This is a genomic window from Streptococcus oralis (assembly GCF_003943395.1).
In the GTDB taxonomy this organism is placed as follows: Bacteria; Bacillota; Bacilli; order Lactobacillales; family Streptococcaceae; genus Streptococcus; species Streptococcus oralis_BF.
The window spans coordinates 104,967-124,860 of the sequence record NZ_RJPJ01000001.1; the positions used below are offsets into that span (position 1 = coordinate 104,967).

General features: G+C 40.4%; 18 protein-coding genes. 9 read left to right on the forward strand and 9 right to left on the reverse strand.

Annotated elements, in window-relative coordinates; translation table 11 throughout:
* The first annotated feature begins 10 nt into the window (after positions 1-10).
* A complete protein-coding gene (locus tag D8802_RS00555) occupies positions 11-622 on the forward strand; it encodes a tetratricopeptide repeat protein (RefSeq protein ID WP_125394377.1) in 612 nt (203 codons plus the stop codon).
* Positions 623-1,308: 686 nt separating this feature from the next.
* Here D8802_RS00555 and D8802_RS00560 read toward each other — a convergent pair.
* From D8802_RS00560 to D8802_RS10280, 3 genes are read right to left on the reverse strand one after another with little or no spacing between them, the layout of a single operon-like run.
* Entirely contained in the window at positions 1,309-2,124 is an 816-nt protein-coding gene (locus D8802_RS00560; RefSeq protein ID WP_125394378.1) for a TIGR03943 family putative permease subunit, read from the reverse strand.
* On the reverse strand, positions 2,121-3,026 hold the full coding sequence (locus tag D8802_RS00565) for a permease (protein WP_125394379.1): 906 nt from the start codon (positions 3,024-3,026) through the stop codon (positions 2,121-2,123). Before D8802_RS00565 ends, D8802_RS00560 begins: the two co-directional genes overlap by 4 nt.
* Positions 3,027-3,158 (reverse strand): SPJ_0845 family protein, encoded by a 132-nt coding sequence (locus tag D8802_RS10280; RefSeq protein WP_000268696.1) that lies wholly within the window; start codon positions 3,156-3,158, stop codon positions 3,027-3,029. It abuts the gene before it with no gap.
* A gap of 129 nt (positions 3,159-3,287) precedes the next feature.
* Here D8802_RS10280 and D8802_RS00575 point away from each other — a divergent pair, with 129 nt between their 5' ends.
* Genes D8802_RS00575 through D8802_RS00585 form a run of 3 tightly spaced genes read left to right on the forward strand, consistent with a single transcriptional unit; the run spans position 3,288 to position 6,179 of the window.
* Entirely contained in the window at positions 3,288-5,417 is a 2,130-nt protein-coding gene (locus D8802_RS00575) for a Tex family protein (RefSeq protein WP_125394380.1), read from the forward strand.
* Positions 5,404-5,847 carry a SprT family protein gene (locus tag D8802_RS00580; RefSeq protein WP_125394381.1) on the forward strand — a complete coding sequence of 148 codons (444 nt, stop codon included), beginning with the start codon at positions 5,404-5,406 and terminating at the stop codon, positions 5,845-5,847. The genes D8802_RS00575 and D8802_RS00580 overlap by 14 nt, the downstream gene beginning before the upstream one ends.
* 59 nt (positions 5,848-5,906) lie before the next feature.
* The gene (locus D8802_RS00585) at positions 5,907-6,179 is read left to right on the forward strand and encodes a PspC domain-containing protein (RefSeq protein WP_125394382.1); all 273 of its coding nucleotides are present in this window, start codon (positions 5,907-5,909) and stop codon (positions 6,177-6,179) included.
* Positions 6,180-6,283: 104 nt separating this feature from the next.
* Here the strand turns inward: D8802_RS00585 and D8802_RS00590 are convergent, their stop codons facing one another.
* Both D8802_RS00590 and D8802_RS00595 read right to left on the reverse strand, forming a co-directional pair.
* Positions 6,284-6,934 carry an ABC transporter ATP-binding protein gene (locus D8802_RS00590; protein ID WP_125394383.1) on the reverse strand — a complete coding sequence of 217 codons (651 nt, stop codon included), beginning with the start codon at positions 6,932-6,934 and terminating at the stop codon, positions 6,284-6,286.
* A gap of 1 nt (position 6,935) precedes the next feature.
* Complete coding sequence (locus D8802_RS00595) at positions 6,936-8,930, reverse strand: DUF1430 domain-containing protein (RefSeq protein ID WP_125394384.1); 1,995 nt, start codon at positions 8,928-8,930, stop codon at positions 6,936-6,938.
* A gap of 418 nt (positions 8,931-9,348) precedes the next feature.
* On the opposite strand from D8802_RS00595, the gene D8802_RS00600 reads away from it, so the two are divergent.
* On the forward strand, positions 9,349-10,107 hold the full coding sequence (locus D8802_RS00600; protein ID WP_125394385.1) for an ABC transporter ATP-binding protein: 759 nt from the start codon (positions 9,349-9,351) through the stop codon (positions 10,105-10,107).
* A gap of 1 nt (position 10,108) precedes the next feature.
* Positions 10,109-12,097, forward strand: coding sequence for an ABC transporter permease (locus D8802_RS00605; protein WP_125394386.1), 1,989 nt, complete (start codon positions 10,109-10,111; stop codon positions 12,095-12,097).
* 39 nt (positions 12,098-12,136) lie between these two features.
* Here the strand turns inward: D8802_RS00605 and D8802_RS00610 are convergent, their stop codons facing one another.
* A complete protein-coding gene (locus D8802_RS00610) occupies positions 12,137-12,832 on the reverse strand; it encodes a VIT1/CCC1 transporter family protein (RefSeq protein ID WP_125394387.1) in 696 nt (231 codons plus the stop codon).
* A 218-nt stretch (positions 12,833-13,050) separates the two neighbouring features.
* Between D8802_RS00610 and D8802_RS00615 the strand changes: the two genes are divergently transcribed.
* Genes D8802_RS00615 through ftsY form a run of 3 tightly spaced genes read left to right on the forward strand, consistent with a single transcriptional unit; the run spans position 13,051 to position 15,974 of the window.
* Positions 13,051-13,842 (forward strand): Cof-type HAD-IIB family hydrolase, encoded by a 792-nt coding sequence (locus D8802_RS00615; RefSeq protein WP_125394388.1) that lies wholly within the window; start codon positions 13,051-13,053, stop codon positions 13,840-13,842.
* The gene (locus D8802_RS00620) at positions 13,842-14,660 is read left to right on the forward strand and encodes a Cof-type HAD-IIB family hydrolase (RefSeq protein ID WP_125394389.1); all 819 of its coding nucleotides are present in this window, start codon (positions 13,842-13,844) and stop codon (positions 14,658-14,660) included. Before D8802_RS00615 ends, D8802_RS00620 begins: the two co-directional genes overlap by 1 nt.
* A gap of 3 nt (positions 14,661-14,663) precedes the next feature.
* Positions 14,664-15,974: a signal recognition particle-docking protein FtsY gene (ftsY, locus tag D8802_RS00625; protein ID WP_125394390.1), complete on the forward strand. Its 1,311-nt coding sequence runs from the start codon at positions 14,664-14,666 to the stop codon at positions 15,972-15,974.
* A 43-nt stretch (positions 15,975-16,017) separates the two neighbouring features.
* On the opposite strand, the gene zwf is transcribed toward ftsY, so the two are convergent.
* The 3 genes from zwf to D8802_RS00640 form a co-directional block, all read right to left on the reverse strand.
* Positions 16,018-17,505 (reverse strand): glucose-6-phosphate dehydrogenase, encoded by a 1,488-nt coding sequence (zwf, locus tag D8802_RS00630; RefSeq protein ID WP_125394391.1) that lies wholly within the window; start codon positions 17,503-17,505, stop codon positions 16,018-16,020.
* A 149-nt stretch (positions 17,506-17,654) separates the two neighbouring features.
* Entirely contained in the window at positions 17,655-18,395 is a 741-nt protein-coding gene (locus tag D8802_RS00635) for an amino acid ABC transporter ATP-binding protein (protein WP_125394392.1), read from the reverse strand.
* Positions 18,395-19,843: an amino acid ABC transporter substrate-binding protein/permease gene (locus D8802_RS00640; protein ID WP_125394393.1), complete on the reverse strand. Its 1,449-nt coding sequence runs from the start codon at positions 19,841-19,843 to the stop codon at positions 18,395-18,397. The genes D8802_RS00635 and D8802_RS00640 overlap by 1 nt, the downstream gene beginning before the upstream one ends.
* Between the last annotated feature and the right edge of the window lie 51 nt (positions 19,844-19,894).

Genomic DNA, 19,894 nt, shown 5'->3' on the forward strand with positions numbered 1-19,894 from the left:
GAGAATAAGCATGAATCAAGCATGGGAATTATTGTTTGAAGGCAAAATTGAAGAGGCTAAAAAATTAGTTGAAGCTGATTTTTCTTTGGAAACTTGCACTAATTTTAGTTTATTAAATTTGATGGGCTATATCTATCTTGAAGAGCAAAATTATAACGAGTGCTTAAGTATCTACCAGCGTTATATTGACTTAGCCCGAACTAAAAGTGACCAAGAAAATGAACATATAGGCTATCATCAGTTAGCGATGGTTTACAGGAAAATGGGCCATTTTCAAAAAGCTCTACTCTATATCGATCAGGAAATGCAAATTATAAAAAAATATTTTCCCAATGATGCTTTGAAATTTTCTGTTAACAACTATGAACAAGGCTATCTTCGTTTAAAGTTGGGAAATCTAGAAGAGGCAGAAAGCTATATGCAAAAATCCCTAGATTTTGCTTTGACAGCTGAGGACTTCATTGCCCAAGCCTGTTCCTATAGAGGGATGGGAGAGATTTATCTGAAGCAAAATTCAAATAAATCACGCAATTATTTTTATCAATCTATTCAACTCTTTGAAAAAGCTGAGGATAAAATTGGAGCAGACGAGGTAAGAGCTTTATTACAAAATGAGAAGTAGTCCAACTGAGCTGAAGAAAAGCAGTAAAAAGCGGAGATTCATGGCGCAGAAAAGAGGCTAGTTCATAATTTCAACAACTGGAAGTTATGAACTAGTCTCAAAAGTCTGACTGAAAAAATCCAGTTATAGGACTTAGTGCATTTATATTATGTCTTCATTTTACAGAAACCGAAAGTAAATAACTATTTTTAATATAAAATTTTGTCTTTTATCATATTTTTTTGAAAAAAGCTAGTAATTTGACTGAAAAAATTTGCAATTCTCTACAAGAAAATATATAATATAGTTGAGATGGAAAAACGTTTTTCAAAAGGAGGTGCACATTATGTTCTTAGGATTCTACTTCCGTTTTTGGTTCCGCGTTTGGTGGCGTTAATAGAGGTTAGTGGTTGTTAAATTAAACTCAAATAGCTTTATGCCAGTAAGAAACTGAAATATTCAGTTTAATATGAGTTTTATTTTTTCTAGTAAATTAACGTTTTCTATCACAACTCTATTGCAGTTAAGCTATGATATGTGATGATTGTCAACCCTATCTTATTAACATTTTTATGGTCTCGAGAAATCTTATTTCTTGGGACTTTTTCTATTGTTTGAAAGGTTGTGTGTTGATTTTGTTGAGCTAGGAGAACAAAAAAGACAAGCTACTTTAAAAAGTAATTTGTCTGTTGTTGGGTCACTTTTTATTAAAACACACGATAGACATAAGGATTTTCTGGTTTGTCTACTTTTGTGAAACTCTCAACTTCTAGTGTTGGGAGTTTTTGTTTGAGTTCTTTATGGTAGTGGAAGGTCAGGGTTCCCCTAGCGGTAATCCAGGTATTGTCAGGATACTGACGTGAGTTTCCCTTTGTTAAGAGTCCATATACACCAGAGTCGGCGATACAGTGAATGATTCCAAAGCGAAAGAGGAACTGGCTATCTGGATGGCTAGGATCGTTATAAACAAAGCCTGTAAACTCGATTTTCTTCCCTTCAAACTCCTGAGGATAGTCATAGAGAACTTCCATGACCTCCATATAGTTTTCATCAGTGACTTGAATAGTTGGCTGGGCGAGGTATTTGTCAGCTGTAGCCCTCATTTCCTTTTCATAAGCAGATTTTGAAAAATAGGTGCTGGTATCGGGTTTGAGGTATTGACTGGATGTACCTTCGCTTGCCTGAATGGCTGTGTCGATTCCCTCAGCAAGTGGGAAATGATATCCTTTGGCAGATACGGTTCTCGAGTCCAAACTTACTGTCGGAAAGGCAACTCCAATCAAAAGAGGTAGCGACAGTAAAAAGAAGCTGATTCGTCTAGCTCGACGACTTTCCAAATGGCTGTGAGAGTTGATTTTCTTGATCCAGATGTAGAATTGGACCAGAGCCAACAGAAGAGAAAGAACCATAGAAATATAGACTAGATAGGAATAGTGGAGATTGATGTAGTGGCTAAGCTTGCCAGATAGCTGCATATACAGAGTTAGGGAAAAATAGCCCAGTAGAATGAAAAATCGGATCATAGCATCACCCCCATCATGTAAGAATAAAGTAAGACAAGCACTGTCACAATGCCCATGAATTGCCAGATGAAGCGCGCTTTGAGATAGTGTTTCATCATGAGGAGATTTTTGATATCAAGCATGGGGCCAATGACCAGAAAAGCAAGGACTGGCGCTAGGCCGAAGCTCGAGAGGAGAGAAGCGCCGATAAAGGCGTCCGCCTCGCTACAAAGAGAGAGGAGAAAGGCTAGAAACATGAGCAAGAGAATCGCAAGTATTGGACTTGCGCTGATAGAGGTCAGGATCCGAGTCGGGACATAGACCTGCACGATAGCCGCAAAGAGACAACCAAAGACCAAGTAACGCCCCATATCGAAAAACTCATCAATAGCCTGTATAAATACCTGAAAGACCTTTCTAGCAGGAGTCAAGTGTGAAAAGTCATGTTCATGACAAGTAATAGAATTCTCTTTTTGAATGGGTCTCTTCCAGAAAAATCCTAGGAAAATCCCAAGCACCAAAGCAATCACAATAGCTCCCAGCGCTCGCAAGAAGGCAAATTTTATTGAATTGCCAAAGGCAGAATAAGTAGCGAAAAGAACGATAGGATTGATAATGGGAGCAGTCACCAGAAAGGGAACTGCCGTGTAGCTGGGCACTTTCTTTTCCAGAAAACGACTGATGATGGGAATGATTCCACACTCGCAGGATGGAAAGAGAAAGCCAATGAAGGTACCAAAAAAGATCCTCCCCCAACGATTGCGAGGAAGAAACTCATAAACTTTATCAGGTGTGATATAGACCTCAATCAATCCCGAAATGAGACTCCCAATCAAGACAAAAGGAAGGGCTTCAATCATGATGGAGAGAAAAATAGCCCCCGCTTGTAATACACTAGGAGGAAGAGATTGGAAAACTGTCATCTATTTTTTCTTCTCAACTTTTTCTTTTTTGTCTTTGTCATCTGGGAAAGTGACTTGTGTTAAGTCAGGAAGTTTGGCGAATTCTTCAAACATCTTGTCCAAGTCATCGGTTTTTGTAAATTTAACAGCCATGGGCCTACCTCTTTTCTACATTCTACCTCTATTATACTATTATTTTACGGAAATGGGATTATTTTGATAATTAAAGAGGTAAAAAAGGTAGGACGAAACAAGGGCTGTTCCTTATGGTATAATAGGTTTATGGATAAAAAATATGAAAAAATCTCCCAAGATTTGGGTGTAACCTTAAAGCAAATCGATACTGTTCTAAGTTTGACGGCAGAAGGGGCGACGATTCCCTTCATCGCGCGTTATCGGAAGGACATGACTGGTAGTCTGGATGAGGTGGCGATTAAGGGCATTATCGACCTGGATAAAAGTCTGACTAATCTCAATGACCGCAAGGAAGCTGTCTTAGCTAAGATTCAAGAACAAGATAAGCTGACCAAGGAACTGGAAGAAGCTATCTTAGCTGCCGAAAAATTAGCAGACGTAGAAGAACTTTATCTTCCTTACAAGGAAAAGCGTCGGACCAAGGCAACTATTGCCCGTGAAGCTGGACTCTTTCCTCTTGCTCGCTTGATCTTGCAGAATGTAGATGGCTTAGAGAAAGAGGCTGAGAAGTTTGTCTGTGAAGGATTTACGACTGGTCAAGAAACCTTGGCTGGGGCAGTTGATATTTTGGTCGAAGCCTTATCTGAAGATGTCAATTTGCGTTCACTGACCTATCAGGAAGTGTTGAGACACTCTAAAATCACTTCGCAAGTCAAGGATGAAAGTCTCGATGAAAAACAAGTTTTTCAGATTTATTATGATTTTTCAGAGACAGTTGGCAACATGCAGGGCTATCGTACCTTGGCTCTCAATCGTGGGGAGAAACTAGGCGTCTTAAAAGTCGGCTTTGAACATGCGACGGATCGTATTCTTGCCTTCTTTGCTGCTCGTTTCAAGGTGAAAAATGCCTATATTGATGAAGTTGTTCAACAATCCGTTAAGAAAAAAGTTTTGCCAGCTATCGAACGACGCATTCGGACAGAATTGACTGAGAAGGCAGAAGAAGGGGCTATCCAACTCTTTTCTGACAATCTGCGCAATCTCCTCTTGGTTGCTCCGTTGAAAGGGCGCGTGGTTCTAGGATTTGACCCTGCTTTTCGTACAGGTGCCAAGCTGGCTGTCGTAGATGCAACAGGGAAAATGCTGACGACCCAAGTCATCTATCCTGTTAAACCAGCCTCTGTTCGTCAGATTGAAGAAGCCAAGCGAGACTTAGCAGACTTGATTGGTCAGTATGGCGTAGAAATTATTGCTATCGGAAATGGAACGGCCAGTCGGGAAAGTGAAGCCTTTGTGGCGGAAGTTCTGAAAGATTTTCCTAAAGTCAGCTATGTTATCATCAATGAAAGTGGCGCTTCGGTTTATTCTGCCAGTGAACTTGCTCGTCAGGAATTTCCAGACCTAACCGTTGAAAAACGCTCTGCTATCTCTATCGCTCGACGTTTGCAAGATCCCCTTGCCGAATTGGTCAAAATCGATCCCAAGTCAATCGGTGTCGGTCAGTACCAGCACGATGTTAGTCAGAAGAAACTGTCTGAGAGTCTGGACTTTGTCGTCGATACCGTGGTCAACCAAGTTGGTGTCAATGTCAATACAGCTAGTCCTGCTCTTCTTTCCCACGTAGCTGGACTCAATAAAACTATCTCTGAAAATATCGTCAAATATCGTGAGGAAGAAGGAAAAATCACTTCGCGCGCCCAAATCAAGAAAGTTCCTCGTCTAGGTGCCAAGGCCTTTGAACAGGCTGCTGGTTTCCTCCGTATTACTGAAAGTAGCAATATCCTCGACAATACAGGAGTTCACCCAGAAAACTACGCTGCCGTTAAGGAGCTCTTCAAACGTTTGGATATTAAGGACTTGAATGAAGAGGCACAAAACAAGCTTAAGTCGCTTTCAGTTAAGGAGATGTCGCAAGAACTGAATCTCGGCCCAGAAACCCTTAAAGATATCATTTCCGACCTTCTCAAACCAGGTCGTGATTTTCGTGATTCCTTTGATGCTCCTGTACTCCGTCAAGATGTACTGGATATCAAAGACTTAAAAGTGGGCCAGAAGCTGGAAGGTGTAGTGCGTAATGTCGTTGATTTCGGTGCCTTCGTTGATATTGGGATTCACGAGGATGGCCTCATTCATATTTCCCACATGAGTCGCAAATTTATCAAACATCCCAGCCAAGTGGTGTCTGTCGGAGATTTGGTAACGGTTTGGGTTAAGAAAATCGATACTGAACGTGAAAAAGTCAATCTGTCGCTCCTCGCTCCAGATGAATCTAACTGAGTACGTTCAGTCTGTTTCCCTCGAAGACTTTGGTAGACCTTTTACCCACCAAGTACAATGGAATTCTCGTCTGCGAACGACAGGTGGACGATTTTTCCCCAAGGATGGGCATTTGGATTTTAATCCCAAGGTTTATAATGAACTAGGTTTGGAAGTCTTTCGCAAAATCGTGCGCCATGAACTTTGTCACTATCACCTTTATTTTCAGAAAAAGGGGTATCGCCATAAGGACCAAGATTTCAAGGAACTTTTGAAAGAAGTGGATGGACTACGCTTTGTACCACCTTTGAAAAGTCAGGATAGTTACCTAGTCTATCAGTGCCAATCTTGCCAGCAAACCTATCAACGCAAGAGAAAGATTGACACGAAACGTTATCGCCGTGGCGTCTGTCGTGGCAAACTCGTCATCTTAAATCGGCCTAAGGACTGATGTTCTTGGTCCCGTCTTATGCTATACTACTTGTAAGAATACCGAAAGAGGAAACAATCATGAATACAAAATTTTATAAATTGAGACGAAATCGTATGGTGTCAGGAGTTTTGGCTGGTCTATCAGACAAGTGGAAACTTGATGTAACCCTAGTACGCTTTCTCTTCGCCATTTTTACTGTGGCAAATTTTGGAATCGGTGTGATTATTTACATCATCCTTGCCTCTATCCTGCCAACTAAGGAAGAGATTGATGCGGAAATGTATGGAACAGGACCACGCAAACGCAAGGAAGCCGAGGCTATTGATGACAATGATGGCTGGTTTTGGTGAGATTTAACAGGAAGTATTTATTATTTGCACTATGTTACTTAAAAGAAGCAGCATAAATGACTGAAAATCCCTTGTGGTTATTTAGCCACAAGGGATTTTGGTATTTAAGTATATTCTTTTCCATCTTGAGAGAGATGAATTACCTGATCAGCCATTTTCCAAATACTAGGATTGTGAGTTGCGATGATAATTGTTCTATTAGCATTACGAAGTTCAAGGAGAATTTCCATAATTTCCTTGGAATTTTTTGGATCTAGCGAGGCGGTAGGCTCATCGGCTAAAATTAAAGGAGGATCTTTCAGGATAATCTTAGCAAGCGCTACGCGTTGAGCTTCACCACCAGATAATTCATAGATTTTTTGGTTGAGGCTTAGATAATCTAGTCTGACAGTTTGTAGTGCTTGAAGAAGAAGTCTCTCTTTTTCTTGTTTCTTGTTCTGTTTTTTGCCAATCAGTCCCAGCTCAAGGTTTTCTCGAATGGTCTGACTTTCTAATAATCCGAAGTTCTGGAAGAGATAACCTAGCTCGTTACGATAGAATTCCTCATTTTTTAGAGAAGTCAAAGACTTTCCTTTGTAAACGATTTCTCCTTTGTCGAAGGTCTCTAGTTTTGCAAGCATATTGAGCAAAGTGGTTTTTCCACAACCACTGTCTCCTATCAAAGCATACACCATACCACTTTGAAAATTCAGATTCAAGTCTGAAAAAATAATACGAGAACCAAATTGTTTCCAAATATGTTGTAATTCAATCATACTATCCTCCTTTGATGATGCTAGCATAGGTTTTACTTTCCTTCTTATCACAGATTTTCAATAGAAGAACGGCTAAACTTGAAAAGCTGAAAAATAGGATCAGGGTAATCCAGATATTCTTAGAAATAATGAAAGCTAGACCACTTCCGAGAAAGAGAGCTGCTATTTGAGAAGTGATATATCTACTGTGTAATTCAAAGAAATAATAGCCTGCTATTTTTTTCAAGAATATGGTTTTGCGAAAGGCTTCAAAATAGAGCAGATTTAAACTTGTAAACAGCAAAATTGAAGTCAAAATAGCAAACATAGCACTCGCTAAGTTACTAAAAATTTCGATTTTAATTTTTTGATTTAACTGGAGATAGGTTTCCCTAGCAGGCGATAGCCTTGAGACCATATGATCAAGTTGATAGTGTTTCAAAAGTTCTTGTGTTTGGTGGAGGTCTGTAAAATAGAGATATTCTAGATTTGTAAACCAGAAGATGGAGGAAGCCTTGCCAAGTACTTTAGGAGAAAGCACAAGAAAGATGGGATTTGATAACCATTGATCATAAGCGATATGGCTGGTATTATAGAGAAATACATCATTTTTTTGATTGGTATAAGCTATACTAACTTCGACAGTTTGATTAGACTTGCTAATGTATAATAGGTTGGTTAACTCTTGTTGCAAGGTTGATTTTATATCTTTTTCATTTTTTTGTAGTTCTTCTGGGAGTATGGCAAGAATCTGTCCATCTTTGAGGGTGTTGATTTTTTGAAAGGTTTCTGATGTTAACTTTATACCTTCTTTTTTGAAGTAGTTAGGTGTTACATAGAGAATATTTTTCCCTTCCACACCATAAGGGTTATTTTCAGTTTCATTATGATTTGAGGTAGCTTGCTTAAGAGCTTGCTCAACTAGATTATGTTTAATAAGGAAGGCATTCTCATTATCTATAGCATGCTGAATAAAGTCAAACCATTTATCAGCATTTTTCTGCAGTTCATCTAAATTTTTCATCTGACTGGAACGCCCCGTTTGAAGAGTAACAACATTGGAGCGTTGTTCCCAAGTAGCTTGTCCAGCCTCATTTTTCTCAAGTATATGATAGTAAGTAGACATACGTCCAAATCCTACAATAACCAGTAGAATGGTAAGTACCTGACCAAAGTAGAGAATGCGTAGAATTGACTTGATTGGTAATTTCCCTTTGATGATAGAGAGGAGATGAACTTTTTTCAAAGAAATGGTAAAAAGAAGGGCAATTAGGAGGCTAAGTAAGAAAAGTAGGCTATTGTAAAGAATAAAAAGTATTCCTAAAAAAGTTTGAACCTCATAAGGATATCCTAGGGAAATGAGCAAGATACATGCTATCAGCAAAGCAGGTAGACCAAAAAGAAGGATATCAAGTCCGTCTCTTGCGAGAGAACGAAAGAAGAGATGGCTCAGCCGCTCTCCAGAAATCAATCTAATCCCTGACTGAGAAAGAGATTGAATCTGACCGATAACAATTAAAGCTAAGAAAGTCAGCAAAAAGATTAACATACTGATGAGCTGATCAGGTTGGGTAAACATGGCCAGTACGAAGGATACTCTGTCATTTTCAAATGCATTCGCTTTTTCTAGTCCAAGTTCTTTCAGATGAGTGGCCAATTCTTGACTAGTTAGGGATCCGCTGATAATATTGTAGTTGTTGAGAAGATCGCTCTTGTGAATGCTTTCTTGACTTGCTGGAGGCATCCAGTCTGGGAGTTTCCCATCTCCAAAAACTTCGTAGTAAGTTTGTGATTTTCCATCACTATCTACTTCCCAAATGGTTCTTGCGATAAGACTATTATGTTTTCTAGCAAGGCTGTCTAATTCTTGTTTGAGGGTAGTATAATCGGCTTGTCCACTGTGTACAGCCACACCTGGAAATAGGCGTTGAGGAAGAGCTTCTTTCCAAAAGGACAGAGTCGCAATGAGAAAGAAAGTTAAAAGAAGATTGCTGATGAAGAGAAAAACACGTTTCATAGGAACCTCCCTCCTTATAGCAGTGATACGAATGATAGTTTAGCACCTTTAAAAATAATTAGCAGAAAGCCAATTCTTTTACAAGATGTTAAAGAAAGCCTTTTCACAATTTAATTTTACTATTATTTTAAGAATAAAACAAGCAATACCATGGCTTTTTATAGTAGCTATTTTCAAAAAAAATCCTCAATCTTACAAAAATGTAAGATTAAAGTCTCTTTTGTAAGGTTAGGTTATGGCAAGCCTCCTTTTTTTGCGATAAACTAGACTCATAAAGAACAAAGGAGCAAAACCATGAAAAGAATCTTACAAAAGAAAACAAGAAAACCAAGTCAAAAAGACATCGAGCGTGTTCAACTGGGATGCGCTATGATGCAAGCACAGTTTCAATTGATGGGATATTAAGAAGGAGAAGATCATGACACTTTTAGATGTAAAACACGTTCAAAAAATCTACAAAACACGTTTCCAAGGCAACCAAGTAGAGGCCCTCAAGGACATTCACTTTACAGTGGAAAAGGGTGACTACGTTGCCATCATGGGGGAGTCTGGTTCTGGGAAATCAACCCTGCTCAACATCCTTGCGATGCTTGACAAACCAACTCGCGGGCAGGTTTACCTAAACGGAACAGACACAGCCACCATTAAAAATTCTCAGGCCTCTAGCTTCCGTCGTGAGAAGTTGGGATTTGTTTTCCAAGACTTTAACTTACTAGATACCCTGTCTGTTAAGGACAATATCTTGCTTCCGTTAGTTCTATCTCGAAAACCTATCACGGAGATGATGAAGAAATTTGTAGTAACTGCTGAAAATTTGGGCATCAACCAATTACAAGAGAAGTATCCTTACGAGATCTCTGGTGGTCAAAAACAGCGGGTAGCAGTAGCACGTGCCATCATCACTGAACCTGAAATTCTCCTTGCGGATGAACCAACAGGAGCTCTTGACTCCAAGTCATCAGCAGCTCTTCTAGATGTTTTTGATGAAATCAATGAACGTGGGCAAACCATTCTTATGGTAACTCACTCAACCGCGGCAGCCAGCAGGGCCAAGCGCGTTCTTTTTATCAAGGACGGCATTCTTTACAACCAAATCTACCGTGGAGACAAGACAGAGCGTCAGATGTTCCAAGAAATCTCTGATACCTTGACTGTCATGGCAAGCGAGGTGAATTAGTATGTTCCGATTAACCAATAAGTTAGCGGTGTCCAACTTGATTAAAAACCGCAAACTCTACTATCCCTTTGCTTTAGCAGTTCTCTTAGCTGTGACCATTACTTATCTCTTTTACTCCTTGTCACTCAACCCTAATATTGGCAAGATTCGAGGGGGAGAAACTATCTCCATGACGCTTGGTTTCGGTATGGTGATTGTCACTATTGCCTCAGCTATCATTGTCTTTTATGCCAATAGTTTCGTCATGAAAAACCGTTCCAAAGAACTAGGGATTTACGGTATGCTGGGTCTCGAAAAGCGCCATCTAATCAGTATGGTTTTTAAGGAGCTTCTTATTTTTGGCTCCCTAACCTTGACAGCTGGTCTTGGCCTAGGAGCTCTCTTTGATAAGCTAATCTTTGCTCTTCTTTTGAAGCTAATGAATATGAAGGTGGAGCTCGTTGCGACCTTCCAACCAAGCGTCTTTATCCTAGTTATCCTTATTTTTGGAGCTATTTTCCTAGGTTTGGTTTTTATCAATGCCTTTCGGATTGCACGCATGAATGCCCTACAGCTCTCTCGTGAGAAGGCCAGTGGTGAGAAAAAAGGACGTTTCTTAAGCCTTCAAACCATTCTAGGTCTGATTAGTATGGGAGCTGGCTACTACCTAGCAGTCACAGTTGAAAATCCACTTAATGCTGTTCTGGTTTTCTTTGTGGCAGTCTTGTTGGTAATCTTTGGGACCTATCTCTTGTTTAATGCAGGGATTACAGTATTTCTACAAATTTTGAAGAAAAACAAGCGTTACTATTACCAACCCAACAACATGATTTCCGTATCCAATCTCATCTTCCGTATGAAGAAAAATGCAGTTGGTTTGGCTACGATTGCCATTCTTTCAACTATGGTCTTGGTAACCATGTCAGCAGCAACTAGTATCTTCTCGGCTTCTGAAACGTTCAAGAAATTCATGAATCCACATGATTTTGGAATTACAGGACGAAATGTTGAAAAAGAAGATTTAGATAAACTTTTGAGTCAATATGCTAGCGATAAGGGATTAACTGTCACTAAAAAAGAAGTCTTTCGTCATAGTAGTTTTGGCATTGAGAGCCAAGATGGAACCAAGCTCCGTATCTTTACGAAGGGGAATAACTTCGTTCAGCCAAAAACCATTTTTATGGTCTTTGACCAAAAAGACTATGAAAACATGACTGGTCAAAAACTCTCCCTTTCAGGCAATGAAGTCGGCTTGTTTACCAAGAATAAGGTGCTTGAAGGACAGAAAGAAATCACTCTAAATGATCAAACCTACACAGTTAAAGAAGAAATTAAAAATGATTTTATTCTGGAACATGTACCAAATCAGTTTAATATCCTCACATCTGACTACAATTATCTTGTTGTGCCTAATCTGCAAGCCTTTATTGATCAATATCCGGATTCCTCTCTCTTTGATCAACTTTATGGTGGTATGAATGTAACAGCTAGTGAGGAAGAACAGCTCAAACTCGCTGATGATTTTTCAAAATTCCTTAATAACTTTAATAGAGAATTAAACAAAGAGGGAAGCTATGTATACGGAAGCAATCTAGCTGATAGCAGTGCGCAAATAAGTGCCCTTTATGGAGGTGTCTTCTTCATCGGTATTTTCCTTTCTATCATCTTTATGGTGGGAACTGTTCTGGTTATTTACTACAAACAAATCTCTGAAGGCTATGAAGACCGTGAACGTTTCATCATTCTGCAAAAGGTTGGACTCGATCAAAAGCAAATCAAGCAAACCATCAACAAACAGGTCCTAACTGTTTTCTTCCTTCCATTGCTCTTTGCCTTCCTACACCTTGCTTTTGCCTATCATATGCTTAGCCTCATCCTAAAAGTCATTGGCGTGCTGGATGCAACCATGATGTTGACCGTCACTCTGTCCATTTGTGCCATCTTCCTCATCGTCTACGTTTTGATCTTTATGATCACCTCAAGAAGCTATCGTAAGATTGTACAAATGTAAAAAAGATACCTCGAAATTCATCGAGGTATTTCTTTTATCTTAGATACTAAAGAGTTGTCCCAAGAGGAAGGTTACGCCCATGGTGAGAAGTCCGATACAGAGGTTACGGATCATAGCAGTTCTCGTAGGAGCTTTTCCTAATTTAGCACTGGTATAGCCGGTAATAAGAAGGGAAAGGGCTACGATAAGAACAGTTGCTGGAATACGATAGTCACTTGGAAAGACGGTGATCGAAAGCATAGGAGGAAGACTTCCCAGTACAAAGGCGATAAAGCTAGAGATAGCAGCATGCCAAGGGTTGGTAAACTCTTCGTACTCGATTCCATACTTTTCTTCGACCAAGGCTTTGAGGGGATTTTTCAAAAAGGCCTTGTTGGTCAAGAGTTGGGCGGACGTTTCACACTCACCGTTTTGAAGATAAGCAGCATAGAGGGATTGTTTTGCAGATTCCATATCTTTATCCAAGAGTAATTGCTCTCTTGCAACAGCGGCTTCTTCCGTGTCTTTCTGAGTGGATACAGAGACATATTCGCCACCAGCCATAGAAAAAGCACCAGCGAGGATAGCTGCTAGTCCAGATAAAAAGATAATCCAGATATTGCTTGTCGCACTAGCAACCCCGATTACCACTCCAGCAATGGAAATAATCCCATCATTGGCACCGAGAACGCCCGCTCGTAAGATATTGAGTCGCCCTGCAAAGTTTGTATCAATTTCATGTTTCAATTCTGTCATAGTCATCTCCTTTCTCTCCATTATAGAGAAAAGAGTAGTGGAATACAAACTTTTTAAACTATCTGAAAAAAGTTCTACGATTCTAATTTTTAAGCGCTTTTCTACTTTACCGAAAAAGCACTGTAAGCCAAGTAACCAATCCTTCTGTACTAGTCCTTTTTTAGCTTATCTATGGTATAATAGGAAGTAGATTTATCAATTGGAGTATGAAGGATTTTATGATTAAACTTGTAGCAACGGATATGGACGGAACCTTTCTTGACGGAAAGGGTCAGTTTGATATGGAACGCCTCAAAAACGTACTTGTTTCCTACAAGGAAAAGGGGATTTATTTTGCAGTGGCCTCGGGTCGCGGTATCTTGTCCCTTAAAAAGCTATTTGCGGATGTGCGTGATGAAGTGATTTTTATAGCTGAAAATGGGAGCTATGTTGAGTTTCATGGTGAGGATATGTACGAGGCTACTATGTCTCGCGACTTTTACTTGAGTACTTTTGAAGCTTTAAAGCAATCGCCTTATTTTGATGAAAGAAAAATGCTTCTGACAGGGAAAAAAGCTTGTTATGTATTGGAAACAGTGGATGAAACCTATCTAAAGTTAAGTAGTCACTACAATGAGAACATTCAAAAAGTAGCACGTTTGGAAGATATCACAGATGAGATTTTTAAATTCACCACGAACTTCACAGAAGATACGATAGAAGCTGGGGAGGCCTGGGTCAATGAAAATGTTCCTGGTGTGAAAGCCATGACAACTGGTTTTGAATCCATCGATATTGTCTTGGACTACGTTGATAAGGGTGTGGCTATTGTTGAGCTAGCAAAAAAACTGGGGCTTAGCATGGATCAGGTTTTGGCGTTTGGCGATAATCTCAATGACCTTCACATGATGCAGGTTGTGGGTCACCCAATCGCTCCAGAAAATGCGCGACCAGAGATTTTAGAATTAGCAGAGACAGTGATTGGCCACCATAAGGACCAGTCAGTGATGGCTTATATGGAGGGCTTATAATGGCAGATATTAAATTGATTGCACTTGATTTGGACGGTACTTTGCTGACAACGGATAAAAAGCTGACAGATCGTACCAAGGCGGTCCTCAAAGCTGCGCGTGATCGTGGCATCAAGGTCGTTCTGACAACAGGTCGTCCTCTGAAGGCTATGGATTTCTTTCTCCATGAGCTAGGGACTGACGGTCAGGAGGATGAGTACACCATCACCTTTAATGGTGGTCTGGTACAGAAAAATACAGGAGAGATTCTCGATAAAACGGTTTTTTCAATCGACGATGTGGCACGCTTGTACGAGGAAACTGAAAAACTCGGATTACCGTTAGATGCCATTTCAGAAGGAACAGTCTATCAAATCCAGTCGGATCAAGAAAGTCTCTATGCCAAGTTCAACCCAGCCCTGACTTTTGTGCCTGTCGCTTTTGAAGATCTATCTAGTCAGATGACGTATAATAAATGTGTAACTGCCTTTGCCCAAGAACTTTTGGATGCAGCGATTCAACAGATTTCTCCAGAATTGTTTGACCAATATGAAATCTTCAAATCGCGTGAACTCTTATTGGAATGGTCACCGAAAAACGTCCACAAGGCAAAAGGTTTAGCGAAATTAATTAAACACTTAGGAATCGATCAAAGTCAAGTCATGGCTTGTGGGGACGAGGCCAATGACCTTTCCATGATTGAGTGGGCAGGTCTGGGAGTTGCCATGCAAAATGCAGTTCCAGCAGTTAAGAAAGTTGCTAATGTCGTTACCCCAATGACCAACGACGAGGAAGCCGTTGCTTGGGCTATCGAAGAATACGTGCTAAAGGAGAATTAGAAGATGGGATTATTTGACCGTTTATTCGGGAAAAAAGAAGAGCCGAAAATCGAAGATATTGTAAAAGAAGCTCTGGAAACTCTGGATTTGTCAGAAGAGGTTGAAGAAAAGCAAACGGCTATCGAAGAAACAAGTCAGGAAGAGACAGTAAGGGGAAAAGTAGAAGAAACACTTGCTCAAGAAGAAATTCCTCAGATCTCGACAGAAGAAGTGATTGAACCAGAAGCATTCGAAGAAACTGCTCAGGAAGAGATTGAGCTAGAATCTGATGAATTGGAACAACTCCAAGAGCCGGAAGAGATTCTAGAAGAAGAGAACCAAGAAACTGTAGAGTTCGAAGAAGGGTTAGCTTCTGAAGTAGTAGAAGAAGAACTTCCTCAGGTTGAAGAAACCGTTCAGGAAAAATATGACCGCAGTCTCAAGAAAACGCGTACGGGATTCGGTGCTCGTTTGAATGCCTTCTTTGCCAACTTCCGCTCTGTAGATGAAGAGTTCTTCGAGGAATTGGAAGAATTGCTCATCATGAGTGACGTAGGTGTGCAGGTCGCTTCGAATCTAACAGAAGAGCTCCGCTATGAAGCCAAATTAGAAAACGCTAAGAAGCCTGATGCACTTCGCCGTGTCATTATCGAGAAATTGGTTGAGCTCTACGAAAAGGACGGCAATTACGACGAACAAATCCATTTCCAAGATGGTTTGACAGTTATGCTCTTTGTCGGTGTTAACGGCGTTGGGAAGACAACTTCTATTGGGAAATTGGCTCACCGCTACAAACAAGCTGACAAGAAAGTCATGCTGGTTGCGGCAGATACATTCCGTGCTGGAGCTGTTGCCCAGCTAGCTGAATGGGGCCGTCGTGTGGATGTTCCCGTTGTGACAGGACCTGAAAAGGCTGATCCAGCTAGTGTGGTCTTTGATGGAATGGAACGTGCTGTAGCCGAAGGGATTGATATTCTCATGATTGATACAGCAGGCCGTCTGCAAAACAAGGATAACCTTATGGCTGAGTTGGAAAAGATTGGTCGCATTATCAAGCGTGTCGTGCCAGAGGCACCCCATGAAACATTCCTGGCACTCGATGCTTCAACTGGACAGAACGCTTTAGTACAAGCTAAGGAATTTTCTAAGATAACACCATTGACTGGTATTGTTTTGACTAAAATTGATGGAACTGCCCGTGGTGGTGTTGTTCTGGCTATCCGCGAAGAACTCAATATCCCTGTAAAATTGATCGGTTTCGGTGAAAAAATCGATGATATCGGGGAATTTAACTCAGAAAACTTTATGAAGGGTCTCTTAGAAGGCTTGATTTAATACAAAATAAATATCCTGCAAGTCATCTTGCAGGATATTTTTGCTATTCTAAACGGCCATCTTCACGATAGGCGATATCTGGTTGCCAGGTCCATTTGGCTCCATACTTCTCAAGTAAGTCAAAGCTAGCTTGTGGTCCCATGCTTCCAGCTTTATAGTCATGAAGTGGAGCGCCGTTTTCAGCCCAGAGTTCTTCAATACGGTCAATCAATTTCCACGAAGCACTTACCTCATCCCAGTGGCTAAAGTTGGTAGAGTTGTTATTCAAGACATCGTAGATTAATTTCTCGTATGGGTCTGGTGAGGCCCCAGTAGCGGTAGCATCTGTACGATAATCCAGAGAGCTTGGTGCCAGGTTAAATTCTTCCCCTACTTGTTTACCATTTAGGCTGAGAGAGAATCCTTCAGTTGGTTGGATATAGATGGTCAAGATATTTGGTGCTAATGGTTCTCCAAAGATAGAGTCCATTTGCTTAAAGACGATATTGACATGAGTCCCTTTTTCAGTCAGACGTTTACCAGTACGGAAGAAGAAGGGAACACCACGGAAACGATCGCTATCTACAAAGAAGGTACCAGATGCAAAGGTTTCTGTTGTAGATCCAGGATCGACATTTGGCTCGCTTCGATAGGAAATGTATTTCATACCATCGATTTTACCAGAGCGATATTGACCACGGATAAACTGTTCTTTCAGTTCTTCCTCAGTTGGATGATAGAGGTTTTTAAAGACCTTTATCTTTTCAGCACGAATCTCATCCTTTGTAAAGCTAGCTGGTTTGTCCATGGCTAGAAGAGAGAGGAGTTGGAGTGTATGGTTTTGAACCATATCACGAAGGGCACCAGATTGATCATAGTAGCCGCCGCGTTCTTCAACACCTAAGCGTTCCGCAAAGGTAATCTGAACATTATCAATGTGTTCGCGATTCCAAACATTCTCAAAGATCATGTTGGCAAAACGAACAGCAAAGATACTCTGAATCATCTCTTTACCTAGGTAATGGTCGATACGGTAGATTTGCTCCTCATCAAAGGCCGCAAGGAGATCTTCATTGAGTTTGCTAGCTGTCTCGTAGTCTGTACCAAATGGTTTCTCAACGATCAAGCGTTCAAAACCTTTGCCATCAACAATGTTTTCAGATTTGAGGTGCTTGGCAATGGTTCCAAAGAACTGAGGTGCCATAGACAAGAAGAAGAGCTTATTGTGTTCAGCTTGGTATTTTTCGTTCAGCTCAGCTTGTAATTGGCGCAAAGCAATGTAATGTTCCGTATCATTCACATCATGACTTTGATAGTAGAAATGACTAGCAAACTCTTGGGCTTGCTCGGTACTATCTGCCAAATCAAGGATGGACTCAACAACAACAGATTCGAAATATTCTTTACTCCAAGGTCTACGAGCTGTTCCGATAACTGCGAAATGCTCAGAAAGATTGCCTGATTTATAGAGTCTGAAAAGGGAAGGGTAGAGTTTGCGTTTTGCTAAATCTCCACTCGCACCGAAAATTGTAACAATAACCTTTGATGACATCTAGCTACCTAATTTCTATATTTTTTCCTAGTTGGACTAGGGATGAGATTTCCTCATTATCATAGTTTTTATTTTATCATAATTTTCAAAAAAATCAAAAAATCCAATACGCAATTAAAAAACTGTAAGGATTTCCTTACAGTTTCGTTTTATACATTTAAGACCTTGTCCAAGAACTCTTTTAGACGAGGGTGTTGCGGGTTATCGAAGATTTGATCTGGAGTTCCATCTTCCAGGAATTCACCATCAGTCGTAAAGATAACACGGTTGGCCACCTGACGAGCAAATCCCATCTCGTGGGTTACGATAATCATGGTCATGCCTTGTTCTGCCAATTCCTTCATAACATTCAGTACATCTCCAACCATTTCAGGGTCAAGAGCGGAAGNTGGCTCATCAAAGAGCNTGATATCAGGATTCATGGCAAGTCCACGAGCAATAGCTACACGCTGTTTCTGACCACCTGAAAGGCTATCTGGATTGGCATTCGCTTTATCTGCTAGTCCAACCTTTTCAAGCAACTCCATACCCAATTTTTCAGCTTCTTCTTTGGTCATCCGTTTGTGTTCAATAGGTGCAAAAGTGATATTCTCTAGGACAGACATATGAGGAAAGAGATTGAAGTGTTGGAAGACCATTCCTACGTTTTCACGAACATGGTCGACATTGGTTGATTTTTCAGTCAAATCATAACCATTCACAGTGATGTGGCCACTCGTTACCTCCTCGAGAAGGTTAAGGCTACGGAGAAATGTGGATTTACCAGAACCAGAAGGGCCGATGATACAGACAACATCTCCTTCATAGAATTTAGTAGTAATCCCTTTTAAAACCTCATTTTTTCCATAATACTTATGCAAATCATTTACATCAATTTTTAGTTTTGCCATTAACGAATCCTCTTTTCTAAGCGTTTCGCTAGTCTAGTCAAAAGCGTGATAATTACAAGATAGAAGATAGTAAGGATTGCATACATCTTGAAACTTTGGTAGTTACGGGCAATGATAATCTTACCAGTTTGGAAGAGTTCTACCAGACCGATGGCTGATACGATAGTTGTATCTTTAAGAGCGATAACGAATTGGTTGACGAAGTTTGGCAACATCAATTTAGTCGCTTGTGGCAAGATAATCTTACGCATGGTTTTTCCATAAGATATACCAAGACTTCGGCTGGCCTCCATTTGACCAACTGGTACGGCTTGGATACCACCTCGAACGATTTCAGCAATATAAGCAGCTGAATTTAGCGAAAGGGCAATGGTACCAGCTACAAAGTCGTTGANTGGACTTTGCTGACCTGTCATAGATTCGATGAAGTTTGGAATCCCCCAGAAGATGAAAGCGGCAAGAATCATCAAAGGAATGCCACGAATGACATCCACAAAAATCTCTGAAATGACTCTGAGTGATTTGTATGGACTAACGCTGAACATACCAAAGATAATCCCAATCACGATCGCAATCGCAAACGAGATAAGGGCTAAAGCGAGAGTGATTCCAAGCCCGCTAAGGAGTTGTTTGTAGTTGTTTTGGAGCAAGCCCCAGATAGTAGTTTCGTCAACTGTACTTGTAGAAGCAGTTGTTGCTCCACTAGCTAGATACTTGTCGAGAATTTTTTGGAATTCTCCATTAGCTTTGAGGTTGGCAAGTCCCTTATTAAACATCTGGATCAATTCAGGATTGCTGCCTTTCTTAACGGCAAAGGCTGTTTCACCGATTGGAGTTCCAGCGATTGGCGTTTTCAATTTTTGCCCTTGACTGATAGAATATTTGAGAACAGGTTCATCATCCATCACGGCATCGATAGCTCCAGTGTTGAGACTGTCATACATAGATGAGCCATCTGAAAAAGTTTTAATCTTGTAGCCGTATTTGCTTTGGTTTTCAGTAAGGAACGTTTGAGAAGCAGTTCCGTTTTTTACACCAACTGTCTTATCCTTGAGATCTTCATAAGAAGCGATGGTGCTTGATTCTTTCACACCGAGAATCGTATTAGCAGTGTAGTAGGAATCAGAGAAATCAAATGTGGCTTTACGAGCGTCCGTCACAGACATACCAGCGATGATACCGTCTGCTTGTCCTGCTTGAACAGCACTGATCGCTGCATCAAATCCTGGGTTGGTAATCTCAATTTCAAAACCTTGATCTTTGGCAATAGCTTTAATCAAGTCCATATCAATACCGGTGTACTCGTTGTTTGAATTTTGAAATACGAAGGGAGCAAAAGATGAATCACTTGCAATAATATACTTTGATTTAACAGTGTCAGCTTTAGCTATTCCTAGTGAGAAAATGGGAAATAAAATAAGCAAACATGCTAGGATTTTTTTCTTCATTTTTAGTCTCCTTTCTGAATATTTTTTAATTATAGCAGAAAAAAAGCCAGA